General features: G+C 34.7%; 20 protein-coding genes. 13 read left to right on the top strand and 7 right to left on the bottom strand.

Going from position 1 to position 23254, the window contains the following annotated elements:
• From EKM60_RS11130 to EKM60_RS07290, 7 genes are all read left to right on the top strand, one after another.
• Positions 1-192, top strand: a 192-nt coding sequence (locus tag EKM60_RS11130; protein WP_164508359.1) for a hypothetical protein, incomplete at its 5' end; no start/stop codon positions are given.
• Between the two features lie 306 nt (positions 193-498).
• Positions 499-1149: a recombinase family protein gene (locus EKM60_RS07265; RefSeq protein ID WP_125713963.1), complete on the top strand. Its 651-nt coding sequence runs from the start codon at positions 499-501 to the stop codon at positions 1147-1149.
• Between the two features lie 257 nt (positions 1150-1406).
• On the top strand, positions 1407-1610 hold the full coding sequence (locus EKM60_RS07270; RefSeq protein WP_125713965.1) for a hypothetical protein: 204 nt from the start codon (positions 1407-1409) through the stop codon (positions 1608-1610).
• Positions 1611-1644: 34 nt separating this feature from the next.
• Positions 1645-2628, top strand: coding sequence for an SLAP domain-containing protein (locus tag EKM60_RS07275; protein WP_125713967.1), 984 nt, complete (start codon positions 1645-1647; stop codon positions 2626-2628).
• 334 nt (positions 2629-2962) lie between these two features.
• Positions 2963-3148 (top strand): 2-hydroxymuconate tautomerase, encoded by a 186-nt coding sequence (locus tag EKM60_RS07280; protein ID WP_125713969.1) that lies wholly within the window; start codon positions 2963-2965, stop codon positions 3146-3148.
• Between the two features lie 60 nt (positions 3149-3208).
• Positions 3209-4405 carry a DUF2075 domain-containing protein gene (locus EKM60_RS07285; protein ID WP_125713971.1) on the top strand — a complete coding sequence of 399 codons (1197 nt, stop codon included), beginning with the start codon at positions 3209-3211 and terminating at the stop codon, positions 4403-4405.
• Between the two features lie 489 nt (positions 4406-4894).
• On the top strand, positions 4895-5488 hold the full coding sequence (locus EKM60_RS07290) for a TetR/AcrR family transcriptional regulator (RefSeq protein WP_125713973.1): 594 nt from the start codon (positions 4895-4897) through the stop codon (positions 5486-5488).
• Here EKM60_RS07290 and EKM60_RS07295 read toward each other — a convergent pair.
• From EKM60_RS07295 to lepB, 3 genes are all read right to left on the bottom strand, one after another.
• Positions 5478-6359, bottom strand: a complete 882-nt coding sequence (locus tag EKM60_RS07295) for a helix-turn-helix domain-containing protein (RefSeq protein ID WP_125713975.1) — start codon at positions 6357-6359, stop codon at positions 5478-5480. The two genes, EKM60_RS07290 and EKM60_RS07295, sit on opposite strands and share 11 nt — an antisense overlap.
• A gap of 246 nt (positions 6360-6605) precedes the next feature.
• Positions 6606-6791 (bottom strand): LBP_cg2779 family protein, encoded by a 186-nt coding sequence (locus EKM60_RS07300; RefSeq protein WP_125713977.1) that lies wholly within the window; start codon positions 6789-6791, stop codon positions 6606-6608.
• Between the two features lie 45 nt (positions 6792-6836).
• Positions 6837-7502, bottom strand: coding sequence for a signal peptidase I (gene lepB / locus EKM60_RS07305; protein WP_125675876.1), 666 nt, complete (start codon positions 7500-7502; stop codon positions 6837-6839).
• A 169-nt stretch (positions 7503-7671) separates the two neighbouring features.
• On the opposite strand from lepB, the gene EKM60_RS07310 reads away from it, so the two are divergent.
• The 4 genes from EKM60_RS07310 to EKM60_RS07325 all read left to right on the top strand — a co-directional run bounded on the left by EKM60_RS07310 (position 7672) and on the right by EKM60_RS07325 (position 11970).
• Positions 7672-8694, top strand: coding sequence for an acyltransferase (locus EKM60_RS07310; protein WP_125713979.1), 1023 nt, complete (start codon positions 7672-7674; stop codon positions 8692-8694).
• Between the two features lie 10 nt (positions 8695-8704).
• Complete coding sequence (locus tag EKM60_RS07315; RefSeq protein ID WP_225427022.1) at positions 8705-9472, top strand: hypothetical protein; 768 nt, start codon at positions 8705-8707, stop codon at positions 9470-9472.
• 171 nt (positions 9473-9643) lie between these two features.
• The gene (locus EKM60_RS07320; protein WP_125713981.1) at positions 9644-10615 is read left to right on the top strand and encodes a hypothetical protein; all 972 of its coding nucleotides are present in this window, start codon (positions 9644-9646) and stop codon (positions 10613-10615) included.
• 8 nt (positions 10616-10623) lie between these two features.
• Positions 10624-11970, top strand: coding sequence for an RsmB/NOP family class I SAM-dependent RNA methyltransferase (locus EKM60_RS07325; RefSeq protein ID WP_125713983.1), 1347 nt, complete (start codon positions 10624-10626; stop codon positions 11968-11970).
• On the opposite strand, the gene fni is transcribed toward EKM60_RS07325, so the two are convergent.
• From fni to mvk, 4 genes are read right to left on the bottom strand one after another with little or no spacing between them, the layout of a single operon-like run.
• Positions 11959-13008 carry a type 2 isopentenyl-diphosphate Delta-isomerase gene (gene fni, locus EKM60_RS07330; protein WP_125713985.1) on the bottom strand — a complete coding sequence of 350 codons (1050 nt, stop codon included), beginning with the start codon at positions 13006-13008 and terminating at the stop codon, positions 11959-11961. The genes EKM60_RS07325 and fni overlap by 12 nt on opposite strands.
• Entirely contained in the window at positions 13001-14080 is a 1080-nt protein-coding gene (locus tag EKM60_RS07335; protein WP_125713987.1) for a phosphomevalonate kinase, read from the bottom strand. Before EKM60_RS07335 ends, fni begins: the two co-directional genes overlap by 8 nt.
• Before the next feature lie 26 nt (positions 14081-14106).
• Positions 14107-15069 (bottom strand): diphosphomevalonate decarboxylase, encoded by a 963-nt coding sequence (mvaD, locus tag EKM60_RS07340; RefSeq protein WP_125713989.1) that lies wholly within the window; start codon positions 15067-15069, stop codon positions 14107-14109.
• Positions 15062-16033 carry a mevalonate kinase gene (gene mvk / locus EKM60_RS07345; RefSeq protein WP_225427024.1) on the bottom strand — a complete coding sequence of 324 codons (972 nt, stop codon included), beginning with the start codon at positions 16031-16033 and terminating at the stop codon, positions 15062-15064. The genes mvaD and mvk overlap by 8 nt, the downstream gene beginning before the upstream one ends.
• 86 nt (positions 16034-16119) lie before the next feature.
• Here mvk and EKM60_RS07350 point away from each other — a divergent pair, with 86 nt between their 5' ends.
• Positions 16120-19617, top strand: a complete 3498-nt coding sequence (locus EKM60_RS07350; RefSeq protein ID WP_125713993.1) for a PD-(D/E)XK nuclease family protein — start codon at positions 16120-16122, stop codon at positions 19615-19617.
• Positions 19617-23246 (top strand): helicase-exonuclease AddAB subunit AddA, encoded by a 3630-nt coding sequence (gene addA, locus EKM60_RS07355; RefSeq protein WP_125713995.1) that lies wholly within the window; start codon positions 19617-19619, stop codon positions 23244-23246. Before EKM60_RS07350 ends, addA begins: the two co-directional genes overlap by 1 nt.
• Positions 23247-23254 lie beyond the last annotated feature (8 nt).

Here is a 23254-nt window from a genome sequence, read left to right on the forward strand (position 1 = left end):
AGTGCTCAAAAAGTTGGAGATACATACACAGCAAACGGTGATGATTTAACACCAAAAGGATCAGAAGGAATAGATATGAGCAACTATGATCTAGTGACGGAAGGAGCAGATCTAGGTGTAGAAGTAACAAAAGATGGTGATAATACAATTACCTTGCAATATAAAGAAAAGGTAACTGCACCAACTGAATAAACCATACCTAAAAAAACACTTAAGCCCAATCAAGGCCTGAGTGTTTTTTATGATTATCTGAATATAATTGAATTAATCTAAATTTATTCTATATACGTTATTACAAAGAACTGCAAATACTAAAATTTGAATCAAGTTACTTTCGAAATAATGAAGTATTCAGTGAGTAAGATAGGTTAACTCATCTAATGGCATAAAATTTATGCCATCAACTTAGTGATCTTATATATATGAAATGAAATGATGGCATTACTGACATTTATTAATAACAATATAATTAGTGATTTATCATAAGGAGTGTTATTAATGAATGTTGAAAGTAGTTGCGTAAAGAAGATAGCAATAGGATATGTGAGGGTGTCTACGATTGAGGATAGACAGAAGCTTGGATTTGAAGCGCAAAAGAGAATCCTATCAGATAATAAAGTTACTAAGATATACAGTGAGAAAATTAGTGGCAGAAAGGACAATCGACCTGAATTTATTAAGGCTATTAGATATGCCAAATCTATGTCTAAAAAAGGGTATTCAGTAACTTTTACAGTTGTTAAGTTAGATAGAGTCTCAAGAAAGATGTCAGCTTTGCTCAATATTTTAGAAGATTTAAAGGCCAACAAAATAGCGTTTAAGTCAGTCACTGAAAATATTGATACTAGTTCAGCTGCTGGTATTCTGATGATGCAACTTTTAGCCATGTTCTCAGAATTTGAGGTTAATACGCTTCGAACACGGACCAAGGAGGCATTACATCAAGCTAGGTTAGATGGTAAAATTTTAGGTCGTCCAGGATTGGATATGGAGACACAGAATAAGATAGAAGAATACTATCGAAATCCAGATATAACTGTAAAAGAAGTTGCTTTAAAATGTGACGTGTCAGAGAGAAGTGTTTATAGGATTGCTAAAGACAGGAATTTATCCAGAACTTTTAAGAAAGGTTCTTCCTTTATTGAGTAACTTGATTTATAATGAATGCATAGAAATTATTGTAATTCATGACTAAAACGAGCGTTTTAATCAGTCTTAAATTAAAAAAAAGTGTCTTACTCAAAGAGTTGATACAACTGGATTCATAACAGTTGTATCAACTCTTTTTTTGTACTGTCCCCGACGCTCGTTTTAGTCATATATGGGATTGCAGTAAATAGGGGGGGACGATTAAATATATAATACTTTTTAGAAATTTTTAGAAATTATTTAGGAGTGACACATTTATGGGGCATTGGGAACCAGGTAGAGTTTTTCAAGAAATGAATTGGGTTGAAGATGACGGTGGATGTGGATGTGGGTGCGGTTGTATTGTTACCATCATTGCCATTGTTGCATTGATGTACGGAATAAGTTTTATCATGAATTACCTTGGAGTAATCATAATAATTGGGATCGCAATATTTGTTCTATATTTGATATTAAAGTGATGAAATGAAAAATTAAAAAAGGTAGGAAAAGGATATGGATTTTAGAAAAAAGCGTTTAAGTAGAGTACTTGAGGACAAGACATATAAATTTAAGTTAGTACATGGTAAGAAAGGTTGGCTAACAGGTGGTTTAACTTTCATTACACTTCTTAGTGTTACAGCGTTGACTCAAACTAGTGTTGATGCATCAGCTGTTAATAATGTGGCTACAGCAAACTCAACAACAGGAACATCAGTTCCATTATGGAATAGTGTTACTGAAGATAGCATTCATAAGTCAAGTCGAAGTCTTCAAAATGGTACTGATTGGAAGACTGCAAAGGCTGTAAAAGGCGTTGATGGTGAAACTTACCTATTAGTTGGTGGTAATGAATACGCTAACGCAAAGGAAATGGATTTAAAGGATGAAACTTCAAAGCAGGATCTGACCGGTGTTGTTCGCGTCGACAATATTCAATATGCTAGATTGTATACAAACCCACTTGAAGGTGCTGAGTTGATCAGCAACCGTTCTTTACAAGGTACCACAGACTGGAAGACTGATACGAAGGTTACTGTCGATGGTGTTACATACTATCGTGTTTCTACCAATGAGTGGGTTAAAGCTAATAATGTAAGCTTAATATCAGAAAGTTCACGTTCTGAGAAAACATATATCAAGAACAATCCAGATGCTGAGGATACAAATACAACAGATACAAACAATAATGGCGGTTCTACTACTACTACTAATCCAGATGGTGATAAAGATCCTAATGAAGGCGGTTCAACCACTACACCAACCGATTCAGATGGAATGTTAACCTATACTGTCAATTATTTTGACAGTTCGAAATTTGGTTCCGCTCCAATTACATTGAAGACTGAAACAGGTCATGCTAAATTAGGTGATGTAGTTACGATTAAAGCACCTGAGATTGCTGGATATACTGTGGTTCCAGGAGAAAATAATGATAATCTAATATATACAATACAAGAAGATGGCGAAACCTTTAATATCCCATATACGGAAAACTAGATAACTACAACGTATTCATATTTTTACAATTAAAGAGTATGGGATCAGGAATAACCTGAACTCTATAAATAAGAAATATGAAGAATAAGCAGTTTGAAAAGCAACTAGATTGTGAGATAATTTAGTTGCTTTTTGTTTGCATTGTTCATTGGATGGATAAGATGATTTTGCAATGAATTCTCTAAAAATAGAGGACGGAAATTGTACGAAACATGATGAAAAGATGTGAAACAAAAAATAAGGACAGTTCTACATAATAGACTCAAGTACTGGTGTAGAGCCGTTTAACACTAAATTAAGCGTTTGAAGCGCTGATGAATAAAGGAGAATTATTATGCCACTAGTACACATCGAACTAATCGAAGGACGCAATCATGAACAACTTAAAGGAATGGTCAAGGATGTTACCGAAGCTATTTCCAAAAATACAGGTGCACCTAAAGAACATATTCATGTTGTTTTGAGTGAAATGAAGAAGGAGCACTATGCAGTTGGTGGCGTTCTTAAGAGTGACGAATAGATATTAGTAATGTCCGTATCGGGAATACTCGATGCGGATTTTTTATTTGAGGAGCGTATTATGTTAGAGTCAGTTTTACCAAATAAACACCTTACTGATGAGCAGCAGGATGTTTTAAATGAGATATTAAATTTTTGTCAGGATAATTTGCATAACGATACCAGAGGTTTGTTTCAACTAAATGGTGATGCTGGAACGGGTAAAAGTGTCATTTTAACTCAATTATTTCTAAAAATGGAACAGGCTGCTAAGTTTGATGGTCACGATAATTACTTTTTGGTCAATCATCCGGAACTATTGAAGGTTTATCAGGACAATGCTGGATTATTTGCGGAACTGCGTAAGAATAGATTTCTTCGTCCGACTACCTTCATTAATAGAATGCACAAGGATCATAGACAGGCCGACGTTGTTGTAATTGATGAAGCTCATTTGTTACTTAGTGAGGCAGATAAATATAATAACTTTAGTCAGAGTAACCAACTGGAAGAGATCATCAAGCTTAGTAAAGTTGTTGTGATCGTATATGATGAACGTCAGGTTTTAAAGATGAAGAGCTATTGGTCGCAGTCCATTATTGATAAATTAGTTTCAAATTATGATTTGAGATATAAATTAAATACACTACACGTTCAGATGCGGATGAGAGCTCCACGAAAGATTATCAGCTGGATCGACGATTTTACCAATAAATTGCAGTTAGATCCAATTGATCAGAAATCAGAGAACTACTTAGGCGGGACGTTTCAAGGATATGATTTCAAAATCTTTAATGATGCAGAAAAGATGTATCAGAGGGTACGTTTAGATAATCAAACGGTCGAGAAATCACGTATCGTATCGACAGCCGACTATCCATCGACTTTAGATGGCAAGAAACATTTTATTAATGAAGGTAGATTTCATTTGCCCTGGGACCAGTATAATTACTCTAACGTCACTTGGGCTGAAAAGGCGTCAACTATTGATGAAGTAGGGTCTATCTATACGATTCAAGGATTCGACCTTAATTATGTGGCCGTGATCATAGGTCCATCGGTGGTTTATGACGGTAATGGTAAAGTTAAGATTGATGTTAGTAAGTATGAAGATCATGAAGCGTTCAAGAAGAGACACTTAAATGATATTTCTGATATTGATGAAGCAAAGCAGAAGATAATTCTTAATTCAATGAATGTGTTGTTGAAACGTGGAGTTAAAGGAGTCTATATTTATTTTCATGACCAGAGAATCTATGATTTCTTAAAGGGGAAATAAGGTTACATAACAAAAAATATTAGAAGTAATATTATATCTTCAGGTTTGATAATATTTAGTTGCCATGTGGATCGAGTCGATGAAAGTGACGTCTATTATTTGGGGAGTTCTTCGAGGTTCAAATAAAGAGAAAATAATATACAGTCGTGAATTAGTAAAAGATAATATTACGTTGGTAAAAATATATCAAATAGTTTTGGATATCACCAATAGGGTAGGAGCAGTATTGTACTTGAGATAATTCAAGTATGATACTGCTCTTTTTTATTCTCTGAAATGAAAGTTAGGTGGGATAATTTATGTTTTTAAAATATAAATGATTCTATATTATAAATGTTGTTAGAATAATGTCTATATTTGACTTAGAGTACCGTCATGATACAATTGTTATACAAACATAGTGTTGTATTAAGAAACTATATTTAGCTTGGATATTGGTCATATTATTCAACTAAAACGACATAATGTATATTTAAGGAAGGCTCAATTATGCAAAGAAATACGCAAACTCAAGACAAAATAAAAAAGGCCTTCATCAAATTGATGAAGGCCAAAGGATTTGAACTTTTGACGGTTAGTGATATTACTACGGCTGCAAAAATAAACCGTAGCACATTTTATGCTCATTATGATGATAAATATGACTTGCTTCAGTGTTATGAAGAGTCTGTTTTAAAGTCATTGGGGCAGACGCTTAATGACAATCTTGATACGTCTAATAAGGATAATGCATATCCTGTGATCAGATTGGTGATTGATTACATTGAGTCAGAATTTGAGCTGATTAAAGTATTGATGACCATCGGATCATTTGAGAAAAAAATTAAGGGTATTTTTCGCCAAATAGTCGACAATGGGTTTTATCTGGATAAAGGAAATACCAAAAATGTTGATGTGATCCCTAAGGACTACGCGTATGAGATCATAACTTCAGCTCTACTTGATACGATCAAATATTGGCTATCTAAGAGCAAACCTGAGAGTAAGAAACGAATAGTTGACATTATTATGAAGACTCGTTATTTGAGCCCATACGACTTATTAGGTGTCGACGAACAGTTTGGAAATGCGATTAAGGTTTAATTTTGAGCTCATTGATGTTGTGAGAGCTCATCAGATTCTTTATTTGGTCGAGTAACTTATTATTGTCGTTGTAATCGGCAAAAGCTATTGCAGCTGTCAAAGCATGACTTAACTTGTTATAGCCAATTGGTGTCTGACTAAGGATATTTACAGCCGATAGGTAATATAATTCATCCGTAAATTTAGCCGTAAAGTATTTACTAAATTTATGTAACCCGGCAGCTATTAATTGATCACTGCGTTCGTAATTTTTATTCTTTGAATACTGTTTTGCTAAAAGAATAATCATAGAACGATAGTAAAAATATTCACTGCTGGAATTTACGACGATATCAATGCCAGAAAATGCTAAGTCTAAATAGTAGTTAGTCTTATCTAGTTGGGATTTAGCTAAGTAAATTGACCCTAGTTCGGCATAGATCATTGTTCCCCAAAAGACACTTCGATTCGTTAATGATTCCAAAGAATAATTAAGTTGAAAGATAGCTTCATCGAAGTCTTTTTTTGATTCAGCTAATTTGGCAAATAGGAAATGTAGATGTGCTTTCTCTCGAGAGGGGAGGGTGCTTTCTTTTATTGTAAGGATCTCAGCTTCAATTGTCTTATAGTCATCGTCTTGAACGGCGTTATCAAGAATTTGGAATTTATCTTGTGTCATATTGCTAGATGGCAAGGATGAGAATTCGGAGAAGACTTGGTCCAAAGTCAGATGTAATTTCTGACAAATAGCAATTAGAAAATTGATTGAAGGGGGGGTATTCTGATTTTCGATTTTACTAATTACAGCCTGAGTACAAATTCCATCGGCCAATTCTTCTTGACTGAGATTTAATGATTTACGTTTATTTTGAATGGTTTGTCCTAAAAGCATATGACGCCTCCTTTATAATATTACTATACGTAATAATCAGCTCTTATTTATTGCTCTTATATTACATATATTAATATTTCCTAACGACAGTTGTCAATTATAGGCGTTATGATTATTGGAAGGTAATTCATAACGGTAGATCTATCAATATGTTATTAGTACATTAACTAGCTACTGTGACAGATACAGGTGCTAAAAAAGGGTACAAAAAAAGAGTGGACCATTTGGTCCACTCGATAATTTCGTTTATGAATGCAACTTGATATATTCAAGAATTGTTTTTGTTTCTTCGGCTGTAGGTTCATAATCACCAGATTTAAGATTATGGATCCTTTCAACTGAAAGGTGACTTTCAAAAGCAAATTGTGTATCGTTCATATTTTTATCACGCTCAAAGTGAATAATTGTTTCAGCAATATTTGGTTTATCCATATCACTACCTCCATTAGTTAAATAATAGCATTAAGACGAGATTATTTAAAACGTTGACCATTTATTTAGTGGCCAGTAACGCCATTTAACTTCACCAATGATACTCTTCTTATTGATGAAACCAATGATTCTACTATCTTTAGAAACTGTTCTATGATCTCCCATTACAAAGTAAGAACCTGCGGGTACTTTGTTGGTTTTCTCAACTTTCTTAAGATAGCTGGTGCTGTATCTTTGCTTGTATTCTGATGATTCTTTAGCAAGTTTGCTTAATGTAAAGTTATAAGTATAGCTGTATGGTGTATTAGCATAAATACTTGTATCTGGTTCTTTTACCTTGGAGCCTGCATCTAAGAATGATTCGTCTAACTTTTTACCATTGACGTACATCTTGTTATTCTTAGAAACAACTGTATCACCAGGTAATCCGATGATACGCTTAATATAAAATGATCCAGGTTCGTCAGGAGCCTTCAAAACAACTACATCGCCTCGAGATAGCTTAGTATGTCGAACTGCGATTACCTTATCCCCGTTTTCAAAGGTCGGTTGCATCGAGGGTCCTGAAACCTTGTCATTTGAAAAAACAAATTGCATAAGAAGGAAGAGGACTGCGTAAATGGCTGCGGTTAATGCGATCGTTTGCAACCAAAACTTCCAACCGCCTTCTTCCTCCTTCTTAGGCTTTTGTCTTGTTCTATTGTTTGCCATAATTCACCTCGTATGTATACTAACTAGAATATTACACTTTTTGGAGATTATTGGAAATAATTGTATTGTTTTTAAATCTTTTTTAATTAACAAATTAACAGACTAACTATTGTATAATATTTAAGAATTTTATTTTAAGGGGATCGTTATTATTAATTCATCTAAAAGATTGATCTATATTGATTTTATCAGAGTTGTAGCCATGCTTGGTGTGGTTATGGCTCATTCCAGCGCCGATATTTTGATCACTAAGTCATTTTCAAATTATTGGAACCTGGCCAATGCGATTATTGTCATTGTTACACCTGCTGTACCATTGTTCTTTATGATTAGTGGAGCAAACCTGCTCAATAGTAAAAAGACTTATGGAATAGGGTATCTATTCAAGCATCGATTGACACGGGTTTTAATACCATTTGTGTTCTGGTCATTTGTTTCGACGGCTTTCTTCCAATATATCGATCCGAATACCGGCTTTTCATGGCACTTAACTTTGAAAAATATGTCATTGATCTATCATCAACCAGTTTTGGAGGCTTATTGGTTCATTTATCCGTTGATAGCATTCTATCTACTTTCGCCAATAATTAAGGCTTTAGTTGATAATATGAATGATCAATTGCTGAATTATGCGTTGATCTTATGGTTCGTCACTAATATGATCTTGCCATTCTTGGTTGTCACTATGCCAAACCCATGGTCTGATATTTTTAAAGTTGATAATTTTGGTAACTTGTTCTTTGTTTCTAAATCATTAGGGTACTTTATCTTAGGTTATAAGTTATCTAAAGTAGATACGGAGAAGTTGCATTTGTCATTAAATTTATTTGTCAGTGTGATTTTGATAGCAACGATGATCGGTATCAACTATTGGACATATCATGACAGCAGCGTACATATTCCAGTTACAGGGTATGAACCATCAGTTTTTGTACCAGTTATATCAGCATTGATTTTCTTGTCATTCAAGAAAATTGATCCGAAAGTTCCTTCATTTATGGGGAAAGTTATCGAGTATATTGCTCCTTTGACTTACGGAGTATACTTGGTACACGGAATTGGTATTCGTTTAGCACAATACTATGTCAATAGTTTGAATTTCTTAGGCGTATTCGCGTTAGCAATGGTTGTTTCATTAGTTATCGTTTGGATCATCAGTCTGATCCCGGTAGCAAAGAAGTATCTAATTTAGAGGTGATATTATGAGTTTGAGTTATATCGGCGAATTAAGAGATGAAATAAGTGTACTTCCCAATGGAAGACGTTTTAAGGCTCGAATTGATTTTATGGATCATATTTGCCAAGCTTTATCGGACAAGGAATTACCTAAATATCACTTTCCACAGTTCCAATTATCTGAAAAGGATCTTTACAGTTATTTAGGTTCATTGATGGATTTAGATCAAGATGCATATGATGATGCCGTAAAAAAATTGGAAAAATTCGATCATGATTTGCGCGAGTTCAGGACTTATTTACAAGTTCGTTTTGGCTATTGGGCTACGATAACTGAAGATTTTATGAAAACTTGGAGTGAGTTGTATCCTGATACCCAGTATTTAGAATTGATGGCTGGTAATGGCTATATTTCACGCGGTTTCAAAGATTTTAACGTAGAGTCGATCTGTACCGATGATCTTAGTTGGGCCAAGCAGAGTCAGACCGGTCTAAAAACTTTAGTAGAAGTTGAGAATTTGGACGCTATTACGGCTTTAGAAAAATACCAAAACGCGGTTGACGCCGTGGTGTTGGCTTGGAGTCCTGATCGAGAGAAAATCGATTATGATATTTTACAATTAGCTAGGAAAGCTGGTTTAAAGCTGTTTGTGATCGGTGAAAAAAATGGAGCTACTAATAGTCATAAGTTTTGGGAATATGCTGAAATAGTTGAAGACACCAAAATAGATCAATTAAATAAAATATATTCACACTATGATCTTGTTAACGACAGAATTTATTTAGTTAAGTAAATTGTGACAAAAGATAGCTTCCTCCGCTTAAGACAAAATAGAAGCAGTAATCAAAATCGATTACTGCTTCTATTTTCCTTAACGTTCAAAATCTGACCATGTTTTGTCGCACTATCTCTATTAGTGTAAAATGAATTATCGTACAAGTATTAGTTAGACTAGGTGGATTGAATGAAAAAAATAATTTCTAGTATTGTCATATTTATTGTAGTTTTATTGGCAGGAACTGCTATTTCTAAAAGTGATTCGATCAAATATAGTAATACTATGAATCGCTTGGGAATGAGCGAAGATGCGACTGTTTTAGAAACTAATTCTAAAAAGAGTTTGGTTACCGCAATTAAAGATTTAAACAAGAAGAAATTGACCAGTTATCAGATAACATTCTTTGATAAGAATAATAGTGACATTGGCTATATTTATAACTACAAAAAGAATGATAAATTACCAATAATATCTGGACGTTATTTTTCTAAGAGCGATTTTTCATCCCAAATTCCATTTGCCGTTCAAGGTAAAAGTTCTGAGATCGAAGTATATAAACCGCAGAGTCAGTCTTATATTAAGGTCGGTCAACGTTATATTTCGGTGATCGGTACGATGGGTTTTGGAAATTCTGATCTGTTGAATGATCAGACACTGATTTCTCTGTCACCCAATCAGCCTAAAATTAAAAAGTCTCTGAAAAATGTAGTTACTGTGCTAGATGGTAGGGCAGTTACTTCTAAGGAAAGCTACAGCAGGATCAAGAAGACGCTGCATGTTAGAAGTTCCCATAAGTACAGTCCTCAGACAGATGATTTCAGTGCTGTTAAAGTTGAGAACAATGGAGAACTTTATAAAGTCGGAATTGTCTTGTTATTCATTTTGGCAATCGCGGTTGAATTCTATATTTTGGTACCACTAAAATATGATTTGCAAAGATCTAATTTGACGGGAGATTTGAAGAATAATTATCGAAATGGTTTGTTGCTTAGATATTTATTGTATACATTGCTTCCTTATTTAGCAGGATATTTAATCGTAAGTTGGAAAATCGTCATAATCAGTCATACAACATTTAATATGTTTATGATCGGTTCAGTAGGTTTGGCAATAATTGTCGGACTTCATCAAATATTTTTCGTGAAACGAACGGAGTGAAAGATTTAATGAGAGTTAATTTAAGCGATGAGTTTAAAACTAAATATCAAAATTTGTTAGGTGATAGGGCGGAAAAACTATTTGCGGCTATCGAAACTGATAGTCAGAATGCATTTCGACTCAATCCTTTAAAAAATAATTATCAGAATGTGCAATACAGTTTAGATCAGCCAATTGAATATTCTAAGATCGGTTACTTTGGAGATATTGATGGTAACTCGATCGACCACATGTCAGGTTACGTTTATAGCCAAGAACCAAGTGCAATGTATGTTGCTGAAGTGGTTGATCCACAGGTTGACGAAAAAGTTCTCGATCTCTGTGCAGCTCCTGGGAGCAAGACAACTTATCTGGCTTCAATAATGGACTCTCAGGGGCTTTTGGTAAGTAATGAGATAAATAACAAACGAGCACGTGTCCTGTCCTCAAACGTTGAAAGAATGGGTATCAAAAATGCAGTAGTGATAAACAATTCACCTAAGGATCTGGAAGATGGATTTGAAGGATATTTTGATCGAATTTTAGTTGATGCGCCATGTTCTGGTGAAGGGATGTTTAGAAAAGATCCAGAATCAGTTCAATATTGGTCACCAGAATATGTGGAACAGTGTGCTAACCGTCAGAAGTATATTTTAGATTCAGCCTTTAATTTATTAAAAGACGGCGGAACATTAGTTTATTCAACTTGTACTTTTGCACCAGAAGAAAATGAAGAAAACATTGCAGAATTTATTGAGAGACATCCAGAAATAGAAATCGTACCGATCAAAAAATATCCCGGTATGGAAGATGGTCGTCCACAATGGGGCCATGACAATCAAGATCTGACTAAGGCTTTAAGAATGTTTCCTGATCAATTTAACGGTGAAGGGCACTTCATTTGTAAGATGGTCAAAAACGGTTCAGCTAGTGCAGTTAAAGTTAGGATTTTCAAGAATCAACCTACAAAAGTTGAAATGAGTTATTTGGATAAGTTTATAAAACAAAATTTGACGAGTAATTCATTGTCAGAGATTTTTAAAGTTAAAGAAGATCTTTATCAAGCCGCTACATTTGATACTAGATTTAAAAAATTACATGTATTGCGTAATGGATTAAAACTAGGAGAACTCAAAAAAAATAGGTTTGAGCCCAGCATCTCATGGATGTTAGCGCTCAAACCTGATGATTTGAAATCAATATGTGAATTAACTGATGACCAATTTGCTAAATATTTGCATGGTGAATCAGTCATGGTAGAACAAGATTTTTCTAATAAGTGGATCGGCCTTAGTTATCAAGGAAAACTCTTCAGTTGGGGTCGATACAGTAATAAACAGATCAAAAACGTTTATCCTAAAGGATTAAGAAAGTAGATTGATCTGACGTTGTTTAGCATAATTTATCAAGCTTTCATCATAAATGATGGGAGCTTTTTTTATTTGTTCAATATTTTGAGCACCAATGTTAGCCATGATCACTTTTAGTTGAACAATAAAACTTTCAAAGAAGAGACTTGTTTCTTCATATGAGTATTTTTGCAGGTGATGTAATACTAATCCAGACATACCAACTGATGTAGCACCCATTTTCAGTGCTTTGATGACATCCATTGGTGTGCGGATACCACCTGAAGCAAAGATATCCAGGTTATCTTGAAATGGTCTAGCTTCAATCAATGATTCGACGGTCGAAAGTGAGAATTGATCCAAATAGGTGAGATCTAATTCGTGATTTCTAGCGCTTTCTATCTGGGCAAAGTCAGTCCCACCAAAACCAGCGATATCAATGTGCATGACACCAATGTCTTTTAACTTTTGAATTGTATTTTGTGACATTCCAAAGCCGACTTCTTTGACAATTACAGGTACAGAGATATTTTCAACGATAGCCTGAATATTTTTTAACCAGACAAATTCTCGGTCACCTTCAGGCATAGCGAGTTCTTGAGTGACATTTAAATGAATCTGTAGGGCATTAGCAGAAATAAGGTCAACAGCTTGTTGTGCCATTTCAGGTGTTGCTTTAGCAGATACATTGGCGATCACAAATCCCTCAGGATCATTTTCACGCAAGACTTTAAAGCTGCTTGCAGTTTCAGGAATCCTAAAATAAACACCCATTGATCCACTTGATACGGGGATGTTTAATTCTTTGGCCAACTTTGATAGTTCACTATTAAATCGTTCTGATTGTTTTGATCCACCAGTAATGGCATTAAAGTAAATCGGTAAACTAGCTTTAAAACCTAGAAAATCAACCGACAAGTCAACATCGTGATAATTTAGTTCGGGCAATGCGTCGTGTAATAATCTAACATTGTCAAAATCAGCAAATGATTCGTCAGTATAGTATTTTTCGGCTAGAAAGAGGTGCTCAACTTTACGTTGAATTTGTTTGTCTTGTTTAGGCATTAGCAATTATTTCTCCGATTTTTAAGGATAGGGGAGTGATACCAACGTTTTTCCATTTCTCCTCTAATAAATCTAGGTTTAGATCACGGTCACTGATGACGATTCCACAATCTCCACCACCAGCACCAGATGTTTTAGCAGAACCACCTAATTTTTGAGCAATGTCACATAAATTAGTTAATAATTCTGTTTCGATATGGACATTACTAAATTCAGCTAGGTCAGCTAATAATGTACGATATTGATTGATCATTTCTTTGATCAATTCTGAATTGCAAGTTCTAAAACCATGAATCAGAGTTTCGACACTCTTACGGCTGGCTTTTAAGAAGTTTTGGTATTTTTCAACCTTTTGAGCTTTTGTTAAAGCAATACGGTCAACTAAGATAGAAGTTGAGGCTGGAGAACCAGTCCAACCAACAGTTAATTCGAGATCGCTTGGCAAAATCAAAGTTTCAATTTCAAGGTCGGGCCAATTAAGTTCAAGGACGGTTGATAGACTGTGGTTACGAATTATATTGAAGACCCAGTTACGATCAGGTGACTTGTAAGCAACGATACCACCAAAGGCACTTGCAGCAATATCTCCTAAGCTACCATTTCCTTGAACGGATAAGTGGGCGATAGAAGCCAACTTATAAATATCCATTGGTGTTAACTTGAGTTTGTAGAACTCTCCTAAGGCTTTGACAACAGCAACTGTTACAGCAGCTGATGATCCTAGACCATATTTTTTACCATCTTTAGAATCAAGTTCACTTGTAACTAGTAGGTCATAATATGCCAATTCTTTGTTTCTCTCTAAAGCATATTTTTCTACAAAATTAATGGCCGCCAAGATGTACTGTAATTGACTTTCAGTATCGTCAAAGACTAATTCTGTACCTTGTCGGTCCCAATGAATAAGTTCTTTATTAAGATTTTTAGATTGAATTGTACCGCCATCCTCGGATCGAGTGATTGTGGCAGTAACATACTGATTAACTGAAGCGATAACAGCAGGGAAACCAGTTTCAACAACAGCGTATTCTCCTGCTAAATATAACTTTCCAGGTGCTTTTCCTGTAGACAAAAATATCATACCTTTCAATATCTGTATCAGAAGTATTGTATACCATGACCAATATTCGCTACAACTGTAGTAACATCAGATAAATTATTTAAATAAGATTTAACTTGTTCAATAGATTTATGCGTTCCAAGTATTTTTACGTTTGGACCAGCATCTATAGTAACATACGCCAAGATGCCTTTTTGTCTGAGCTCTTGAATTAAATGAATTATTTCAACAGTTTCTGGTTCAAAATATGTAAATGAAGGCTTGGCGGATAATGTCAATGCATGCATACTCATCGCATTGTGTTCAGCAATCTCACCGATTTTTTGAATATCCTTTTGTTCGATTGCCTGTTTGATTTCGTTTGTTTCTGAAGCTACTAGTTTAACCCAATTTGGATAAAAAGGGGAAGTTTCGACACTTTTTTCCATACCAACGGTCGATGAGATTTTCTTAGCTTTCTTATTTATAACAGCAGATAAGACTTCTAAGTCAATATCTGGATTTTCATCGATCGGAACGGCAAATGAGTTGTCATTATTGTCTCCAGCAATCCATTCAACGAATCCACCATAGATCGATCGACTAGCCGAACCAGATCCTCGACGAGCTAAAATCGACAATTGAGATTTATCAAGATTTAATGCCATTGTTTGATCGATCGAAGCAGCTAATGCTGCAAACCCAGAAGCTGATGAAGCAAATCCAGCCGATGTAGGTACATGATTAACTGAATTGATTTTAAAATGTTCAGAAAAATCATATTTTTCTCGGGTACTATCTAAATATTTTACGATCCGTTTACTTTCTTCTTCGTTGAGTAACGTATCATTTAAAGAGATAACATCCTTATTTGAATCAATTATTTCAGATGATGTATCAGTGTAGAAACGATCTAATGTTAGTGACAAACTGTTTGTATAAGGTAGTTTTAATTCTTGATCTTTTTTGCCCCAATATTTTATTAGAGCGATATTAGTAAAGGCCCGAGCTGTTTTAGTCAACGTCAGTTTCCTCCGCATAGATAGATAGTGGTTGGATCCAAGTTTGTTCAGCACCGTTTTTGATAAGTGCCTTTTGCACCATAGTGGCATTGTTTAGGCTTTTTGCTAAAGCAATAATGCAGCCACCACGTCCACCGCCAGTGATCTTGCTGCCGAGTGATCCGGCATTCTTAGCAGCGTCTATTAATTGATCAGTTTTAGGTATTGCTAGATTCAATTTGGTTAAAATATTGTTTGCCTGATCAAATGTTTGTCCTAAAAGACGTAATTTGTTATCCATCAGGCTTTTCTTAGTTGTTGAGGTACATGCGCCTAGTTTTTCTAAATATGAACCGACTGTAACTTGGTCTTTTTGATACATTTGATGAACATCAGCGACAGTTTCTTTAGTTTTTCCTTTGACACCAGAATCCCCAATAACGATGAATCCATCTGATGAAAAATTGAAGTGTTCGATCGTATCCTTACTATAGAGTACTGGTTTATTTGAAATAACAGTTAATGCATCTAATCCACTAGCTTTACCGTGTGTTACGGTTTCTGATTTGTTAACATATTCTAGAAGTGTTTCTGTGTCTAGAGAGCAATCGAATAAATCAAAAAAGGCTCGTGTTAATGCAGCCGCAATTGCTGCAGATGAACCCAGACCGCGTTCGATCGGTAAATTGCTGTCGATACTAATGGCATAGTTTATTTTATTTTTATTCAGGTGTTCATCTAACAATTCGATCAAGTACTTTACACCTGAGAGTGTATCAGGTATTTGTGATATTTTACCAACATAATATTTTGACGATAAAATATTTTCTGAATTTTGCTTTATTTTAACGATCACTGGAATACTGACCAAGGGTACAGCAATAGCAGGGTAGCCATAGACTACCGCATGTTCGCCCATAATGATCGTCTTTCCGTGACTTTTTCCAATTCCTTTAAGCACATGCTCACCTCTTAATTTCTTCAAGTACTTATTTTATACATCTATTGTCCGGATTTCCACTTTCAATATAATTATCGTAAATATGATAAAATTTTTTAGGGAGAAATATTATGACATTAAATTTTGTATTGGGAAAAAACCAGTTTGATCACCATCAAAAAATGATGGAACTCTTTAGAAAAGATTATCAAAAGAATCCAGAAGGCCAGTTCTTTTTCCTAGTGCCTAATCATATTAAGTTTGAGTCAGAAATTAATATGTTAAAGGAACTCGGGAACGATGATGATGACCTGATTGCTACTAGTAACGTCCAGAGTTTTTCGTTTTCTCGATTAGCTTGGTATTTTTTACGTAGCAACTCTACTTTTACCACTGAAAGCTTAACTTCAACTAAATCAGCAATGATTTTGAGAAATATTATAAATAAAAATAAAAAGTCACTTAAAATTTTTTCAGGTATGACTGAAAAAAGTGGCTTTTTTGAACAACTATCAAAACAATTTAATGAATTTCAAAATGGTCAAGTTCAGCCTGATGACATTGAACAATCATTAAAAATCGATGATCAAGCCTTGTTTAAAGATAAAGTAGCTGAGTTAAATATGATCTACAGTGATTATCTTGAAGCAACCAAAGATTATGAAACAGCTGACTACCAATTAAATTCTTTATCAAAATATTTGGATCAGGATTTAAAATCTAAGAACTATTACTTTTATGTAGAAAGCTTTTCTTCATTTACAGCGGCTGAACTTAATTTAGTTAATTCGTTGATCGTAAACGGTGCTAGTTTCAATATTTCGTTAGTTATTGAGCAACCTGTTTTAGGTGAGTTAGATGCAGCTAGTTTTTATTATCGACCTGAGAATACCTATCAAAAGCTGTATCAGCTAGCTAGGAATAACCAAATACCTGTTTATAACAACTTTGCTACTGATGAACGAATTGATCCTGATATTGCTAAGTTAGAGGATTATTGGATTCAATCAAGCAGTGCCGGTGTAGTAGATGGGGATGCTAAGTTAAAGAATGTTAACTCGATCCAGATTTGGAAGTGTACAAATAAGCAAACTGAGGTTTCAGCTGCCAGCACTTATATTCGTCAATTAGTGGCAACTCAAAATACGCGTTATCGTGATTTCTTGATCGTAGCCAGAGATTTAGGCCAGTATCGTTCTTTTATTGAATCATTTATGGAAGTAAACGATGTACCGTATTTTATTGATTTGGAAAAGAAAATGACTGATCATCCATTTAAAAAATTGATCGATCTCTTATTTACCGTTCTAAATCGTGGAATGCAAAGTGCTGATGTAATTGCTTTATTGAGAGCTGAATTATTGATCCCTGATAATTTTGATTCAATTGCTGCTTATCGTAATGCCATTGATCTGACAGAAAACTATGTTTTGGCAGCCGGTGTTACTAAGAAGAATTGGCTAGGAGATGACTTTGAACCAGTTGCTGACTTAGATGCAGTCATTGATGCTTCAGTAATTGAGAAGTATCGTCTGATCAATCTGATCAAAAATTTCGTCAAGGGTATTTTTAGTGAATTGGATAAATTCTTTAAAGATGAACATAGTGCCACAGAAGGTGCAGCTTTTTTGTATGATTTTCTGAGTAGGCACGGAGTATTTGAACAATTGTTGGCCTGGCAAAAGCAAGCCACAGAGCAGAATGATTTATCATTGGCTAATCAACCTGAGCAAGTTGTAAATAAGTTTAATGAGATTTTGGATGAGTATGTAGATACTTTTGAAGATGAAAAATTCAATTCTAAAAATTTTATTGAAATCTTGGATGCAGCTTTTGAGACAGCACAGTATTCTCAGATACCTTCTACCTTAGATGCTGTCAATATTTCTGAAATTGGGATGGTTCAGCCTAATAATCGTAAGATCACTTTGATCCTTGGAGCTACAACAGAGAATATGCCGGCGGCATCTGTTTCAAATAACATTATTACTAATGATGAGCGCAAATTGATCTCAGATTCGTTAGGCGAAGATAAGTTCTTGAAAGATTCTGACGAGATAGTCAATAATTCAGAACCATTTTTGCATGACTTAGTCTTCACGACGCCTAGCACACGTCTGATTTTTACTTATCCGGGATTCACTGAAGATAATAAACAAAAGGACCTTTCAAGTTATGTTGTCAGGATCAAGAATCACTTCAAGCTAGAAGAACAGGATATTTTGTTCAATCCTGAAGCAGATGAGGACGCGGAGCAGGTTATTCGTTACGTTGGTTCAAAATCGTCTAGTTTGAATTATCTGATTCGCGTGTCACGTTCTGCGGTTGACAATAAGTCAGATATTTCTAATCAATGGAAATACGTTCGTGATCGACTTTATAATGAAGAACCTAAAAAGACTGAATTTGTTTTGGATTCTTTGAATTATAAAAATTTACCCCATGATTTAAATACTGATACCGTTTCAGAATTATACGGAAGTAATGTCAACGTTTCTATTTCTCGTTTAGAGACGTTCTATAAGAATGAATATGAGTACTTTTTGAAATATGGCCTGCGTTTACAGCCAAGACAGATTTTTGAAGTTACTCCAGCTCAAACTGGGTCACTTTTCCATGCCGTATTAGATGGATTAGTTAAACATCTGAATAATGATAGTTCAAATCTAAAATATTTGTCAGATGATCAGATTCAGCAGTTAGTTCATCAAATATTCCAAACTCAGATAAGCTTTTCTGAGAATCGTATTTTTAGGATCAATGATCGAATGGACTTTATTTCTAATAAGTTAGAATCAACAGTTTTGCAACTGATAATGTCTATGAAAGAACAGTTAACACATAATGAGTTTGTACCTCGTGCTTCAGAAGTTACTTTTGGTCGAATTAGGAATCAACATAATTTGCCAGGATTGTCATTTGATTTAGCTAACGACCATAAGATAAATGTTCGTGGAAAAATTGACCGAATCGATGAGTTAACGATTGATGATATAAATTATTTAGCGGTTATCGACTATAAATCCAGTGAACATAAATTCTCATTTTCAGAATTTTTAGAGGGTCTATCGATGCAAATGCCAACTTATTTACAGAGTTTGGCAGCCAATTTAGATCTGTTGTCAGAAGGTAAGCCGACGAAGATTGCTGGAGCCTTTTACTCACATATTCAGAATCCCAAAATTGTCTTGAATAAGGGTGTTCATCCTGAACTGGAGTTGTTAAAGAAATTCAAGTTATCAGGGTTGATCGTTGATGATGAAGATTTGATAGAAAATTTGGATACACGTTTGATCTCAGGAAACTCGACTGTTCTACCGATGAGTAAGACAAAGAGTGGGGATGTCAAAGTTAAGAGTGACAATCTAGTTACTCAGGACGATTTGTTCAGGATACTAAGTTATAACAAACACTTGATAACCACAGCAGGAAACGACATTTATTCGGGCAAACTTTGCTTGAACCCATATCGAGATCGTAACTTGAATACAGGATTGCAATATAGTGACTATAAGTCCATTTTTGAGTTTGATGCCATGCTACCCGAGAACGATTATCACGATATTATTAACTACAATAAGCAAGATGTTTTGGAAAAAATTCAAAGTATTCTGGAGGATGGAGAATAATGCCTGAATGGACAAAAGAACAAAAACAAGCGATAAATAGCCATGGGCATGACATTTTAGTTTCTGCCTCAGCTGGATCAGGTAAGACGACTATTTTGATAGAGCGCATTATTGAGATGGTTAAGCAAGGTGAAAATGTTGATAATTTGTTAGTTGCTACTTTTACGGAGGCTGCAGCGGCAGAAATGAAGGATCGACTAGTTAGTCGTTTGAAAGACCTAACTAATGATAATCTAATAAATAAAGTTTTACGAAAACATATACAAGAACAAATCTTCAAAATCCCGATCGCAAACATCAGCACCTTACATGCTTTCTGTCTAAGTATTATCAAAAAATTCTACTACGTGATCGACCTCGACCCAAACTTTAGACTTTTGAGTGACGAAGTTGAAAAGTCTATGATTCAAGATCAAGCCTTAGACAATGTCAGAAATTATTATTATGAAAAACACGATATGGATTATTTAAAATTAGTTGATAATTTTTCCAATGATCGTAGTGATGACGGACTAACTGACATTATTTATAAATTATATGACTTTGCTATTACAAATGATCAAACAGATAAGTGGTTGGACCAACTGACAAATATTTATACAGTTGATTCACCCTTGAACGAATCTAATTTTTACAAATTACTTTATTCTCCACAGATCTTGAATAAATTAGAACAGATCAAGAATCTTTTAGAGAGCGGTATGGATATTGCCGTTGAAGATGAAGTTAGCAATACTTATACGCCTGTATTTAAAGATATGCTCGATAAACTTAAAAAAATACATGATGATGTAAGAAAAGATATTGATTATAACCAATTGCGTGAAGAAGTCTTTAATCTAAGCTTTACTAGGAAGCGTACTGCTCCTAAAGATGTCGAACCTGATGAAGATCGTATGTCGATACTTAAGGACATTCGCAAAGATTTAGGAACTAAAATCACCAAAGACCTGGTTAATGACTTTTTCCTTTTGAATGAAGATGACACGTTAAAAGAGATTGCTAAAGCCAAACAACTGATTGTTAAACTAGTTGAGGTCGAACAAAGATTTATGAAGGAATTCTCACGCTTAAAGAATCGTCAGCAAGTTCTAGACTTTAATGATCTTGAACATATGGCAATGAAGATCCTTTCGACTGAGGTTCAAGGTAATAAAGTTGCTCTTAATTATTATCAAAATAAGTTCCACGAAATTATGTTAGATGAGTATCAAGATATCAATGCCATGCAAGAGGGAATCATTCAACTATTGAAGACTGATGAGAATCATATTTTTATGGTAGGGGATATTAAGCAGTCTATTTACGGATTTCGTCAGGCGGCTCCGTACATCTTTGCAGGTAAATACGAAAAATTTCAAAAGGATGATAATCCTGACGAATTGATTCAACTGTCAAAGAATTTCCGTTCTTCAGAACAGGTCGATGATTTGGTCAATACGATTTTTACAAAAATATTCGATAAAAACATTGGTGAGATTGATTACGATGATCAATCTAAACTAGTTGTGGGAACTAATTTTCCTGAAGAAGTTGATACAACCAGTGAAATGTATATCCTAACAAATGAAGAAAAAGCCAATAAGATCGAGCGTCGACAGAGCCAGATACACTTTACTGCTCAAAGAATTAAGAAATTGATGACAGATAACTTTCAGGTTTTTGATGCCAAAAAAGGCGAGGTACGTCCATTAAAGTACTCAGATATAGCCATTCTGGTTAGAAATCGTAATAACAATACTGACTTGATCTCGTATTTCGCTAAAGCAGAGATTCCATTAATGGTGACTGATGCTCAAAACTACTTTCAAACGACAGAATTACAAATCATGATGTCGATGTTAGAAATTGTCGACAATCCTCGTCAAGATATTCCGCTAGTTGCTGTACTTCGCTCGCCGATAGTTGGCTTAAACGAAGAGGAACTGGCCCAAATTCGTTTGATTAATAAAGATGAAGATTACTATACGGCAATGTTAGACTACGTTTCAGCAAAAGACTCACAGCCAGAATTAGCTCGAAAGCTGAAGTCGTTTTTGATTCAACTGGATACTTATCGTGATTTTTCCAATAAAAATACAATTTCTCGATTGATCTGGAAGATATATCAAGAGACAGCTATTTTGGAATACGTTTCAGGTATGCCTGGTGGTAAGCAACGTGCAGCTAACTTACATGTTTTATATCAGCGTGCCAGTGATTACGAAAATAATAACCTTAAAGGATTGCATGCCTTTATTGATTTTATTCAGCGTATGGAAAAAATGGATCGAGACTTGTCGCAGCCAAATAGCATTGAAGCAACTGAAGATACTGTCAAAGTCATGACGATCCATGCTAGTAAAGGATTAGAATTTCCAGTTGTGATTTTGCTAGATGCCGGTAGCGGATTTAATATGCGTGATGTTAATAGTGAGACTTTATTTGATTCTGAAATAGGATTAGGGTTGACCGTTTTAAATACGCAAACTCGTGTCGCAGTGCGGACTTTGCAGCATGCAATTATTAGTGAGAAAAAACGTGTTTCAACAGTATCTGAAGAAATGCGTTTATTATATGTGGCTTTAACACGTGCTAAGCAAAAATTGATCATCGTGAGTTATGACAAGGACACTACCAAAATGGTCAATAAGTGGGATCAGGTAAAGCTATCTAAAAACGGAGTTATAGATGATGGGTCAAGACTAGCAGCTGGTAATTATCAGAATTTGATTGGTATGGGATCGTTAAACAGCTATGACCGAATCAGTTCACATAATCATTATGCAAAAAATGAATATTGTCGTTTAAATCTCGATATTATTTTTGATGAAGCAATTGATGATAAAAGTGACAATGGTTTACTAAAAGTTGTTGATGTTAGAGAACCATCTGATTTATTCAAACAGACGGTCGATCATATTTTAGATTTTAAATATCCATATCAAGAAGCAGTTGAAACTACTGCCTATCAATCCGTTTCTGAGATCAAAGGGCTATTTGCAGACCCAGATGATGAAAAAATGTCTAAATCTAATCTATTAAGTGATAGTGGACGCTACAATATGGAAAGCTTTGCTAAGCCTAAATTTTTAGCACAATCAAAGGTTTCTTCTGCAGATGTTGGTAGTGCAACTCACTTGGTCTTACAAAGAATCAAGATTGACCAGACACCAGAATTGGCTGATTTTCAAAATTTGGTAACTGATCTAGTAAATGACAGAATTATTGAGTCAGAAGTAGCAAAAAAGATTGATTTAAATAGTTTAGCTAAGTTTTATCAAAGTGAATTGGGGCAAGATATTGTCGCCAATAGTCAATCAGTTTCACGTGAAGTTCCGTTTTCATCCCTAATGCCAGCTAAAAAACTCTTCAAAAAGGAAATCGATAGCGATTCTTTCAATGATAAAATACTAGTTCATGGTATTATTGATGGTGTGATTGAATTAGAAGATGGAATAAAGATTTTTGATTATAAAACTGATAATGTAACTAGTCAGAATTTATCTAAGAAAATTAGTGATTACTCTGGTCAATTAAATCTTTATGCTCAGGCTATTTCAACGATTAAAAATAAGCCAATTCTAGGTAAGTATCTTTATTTCTTAAAGATCAATGAAATGGTTGATTTGAATAAAAATCTAAATTAGATGAGTGG

It is taken from the genome of Companilactobacillus kedongensis, assembly GCF_003946625.1.
Lineage (GTDB): Bacteria > Bacillota > Bacilli > Lactobacillales > Lactobacillaceae > Companilactobacillus > Companilactobacillus kedongensis.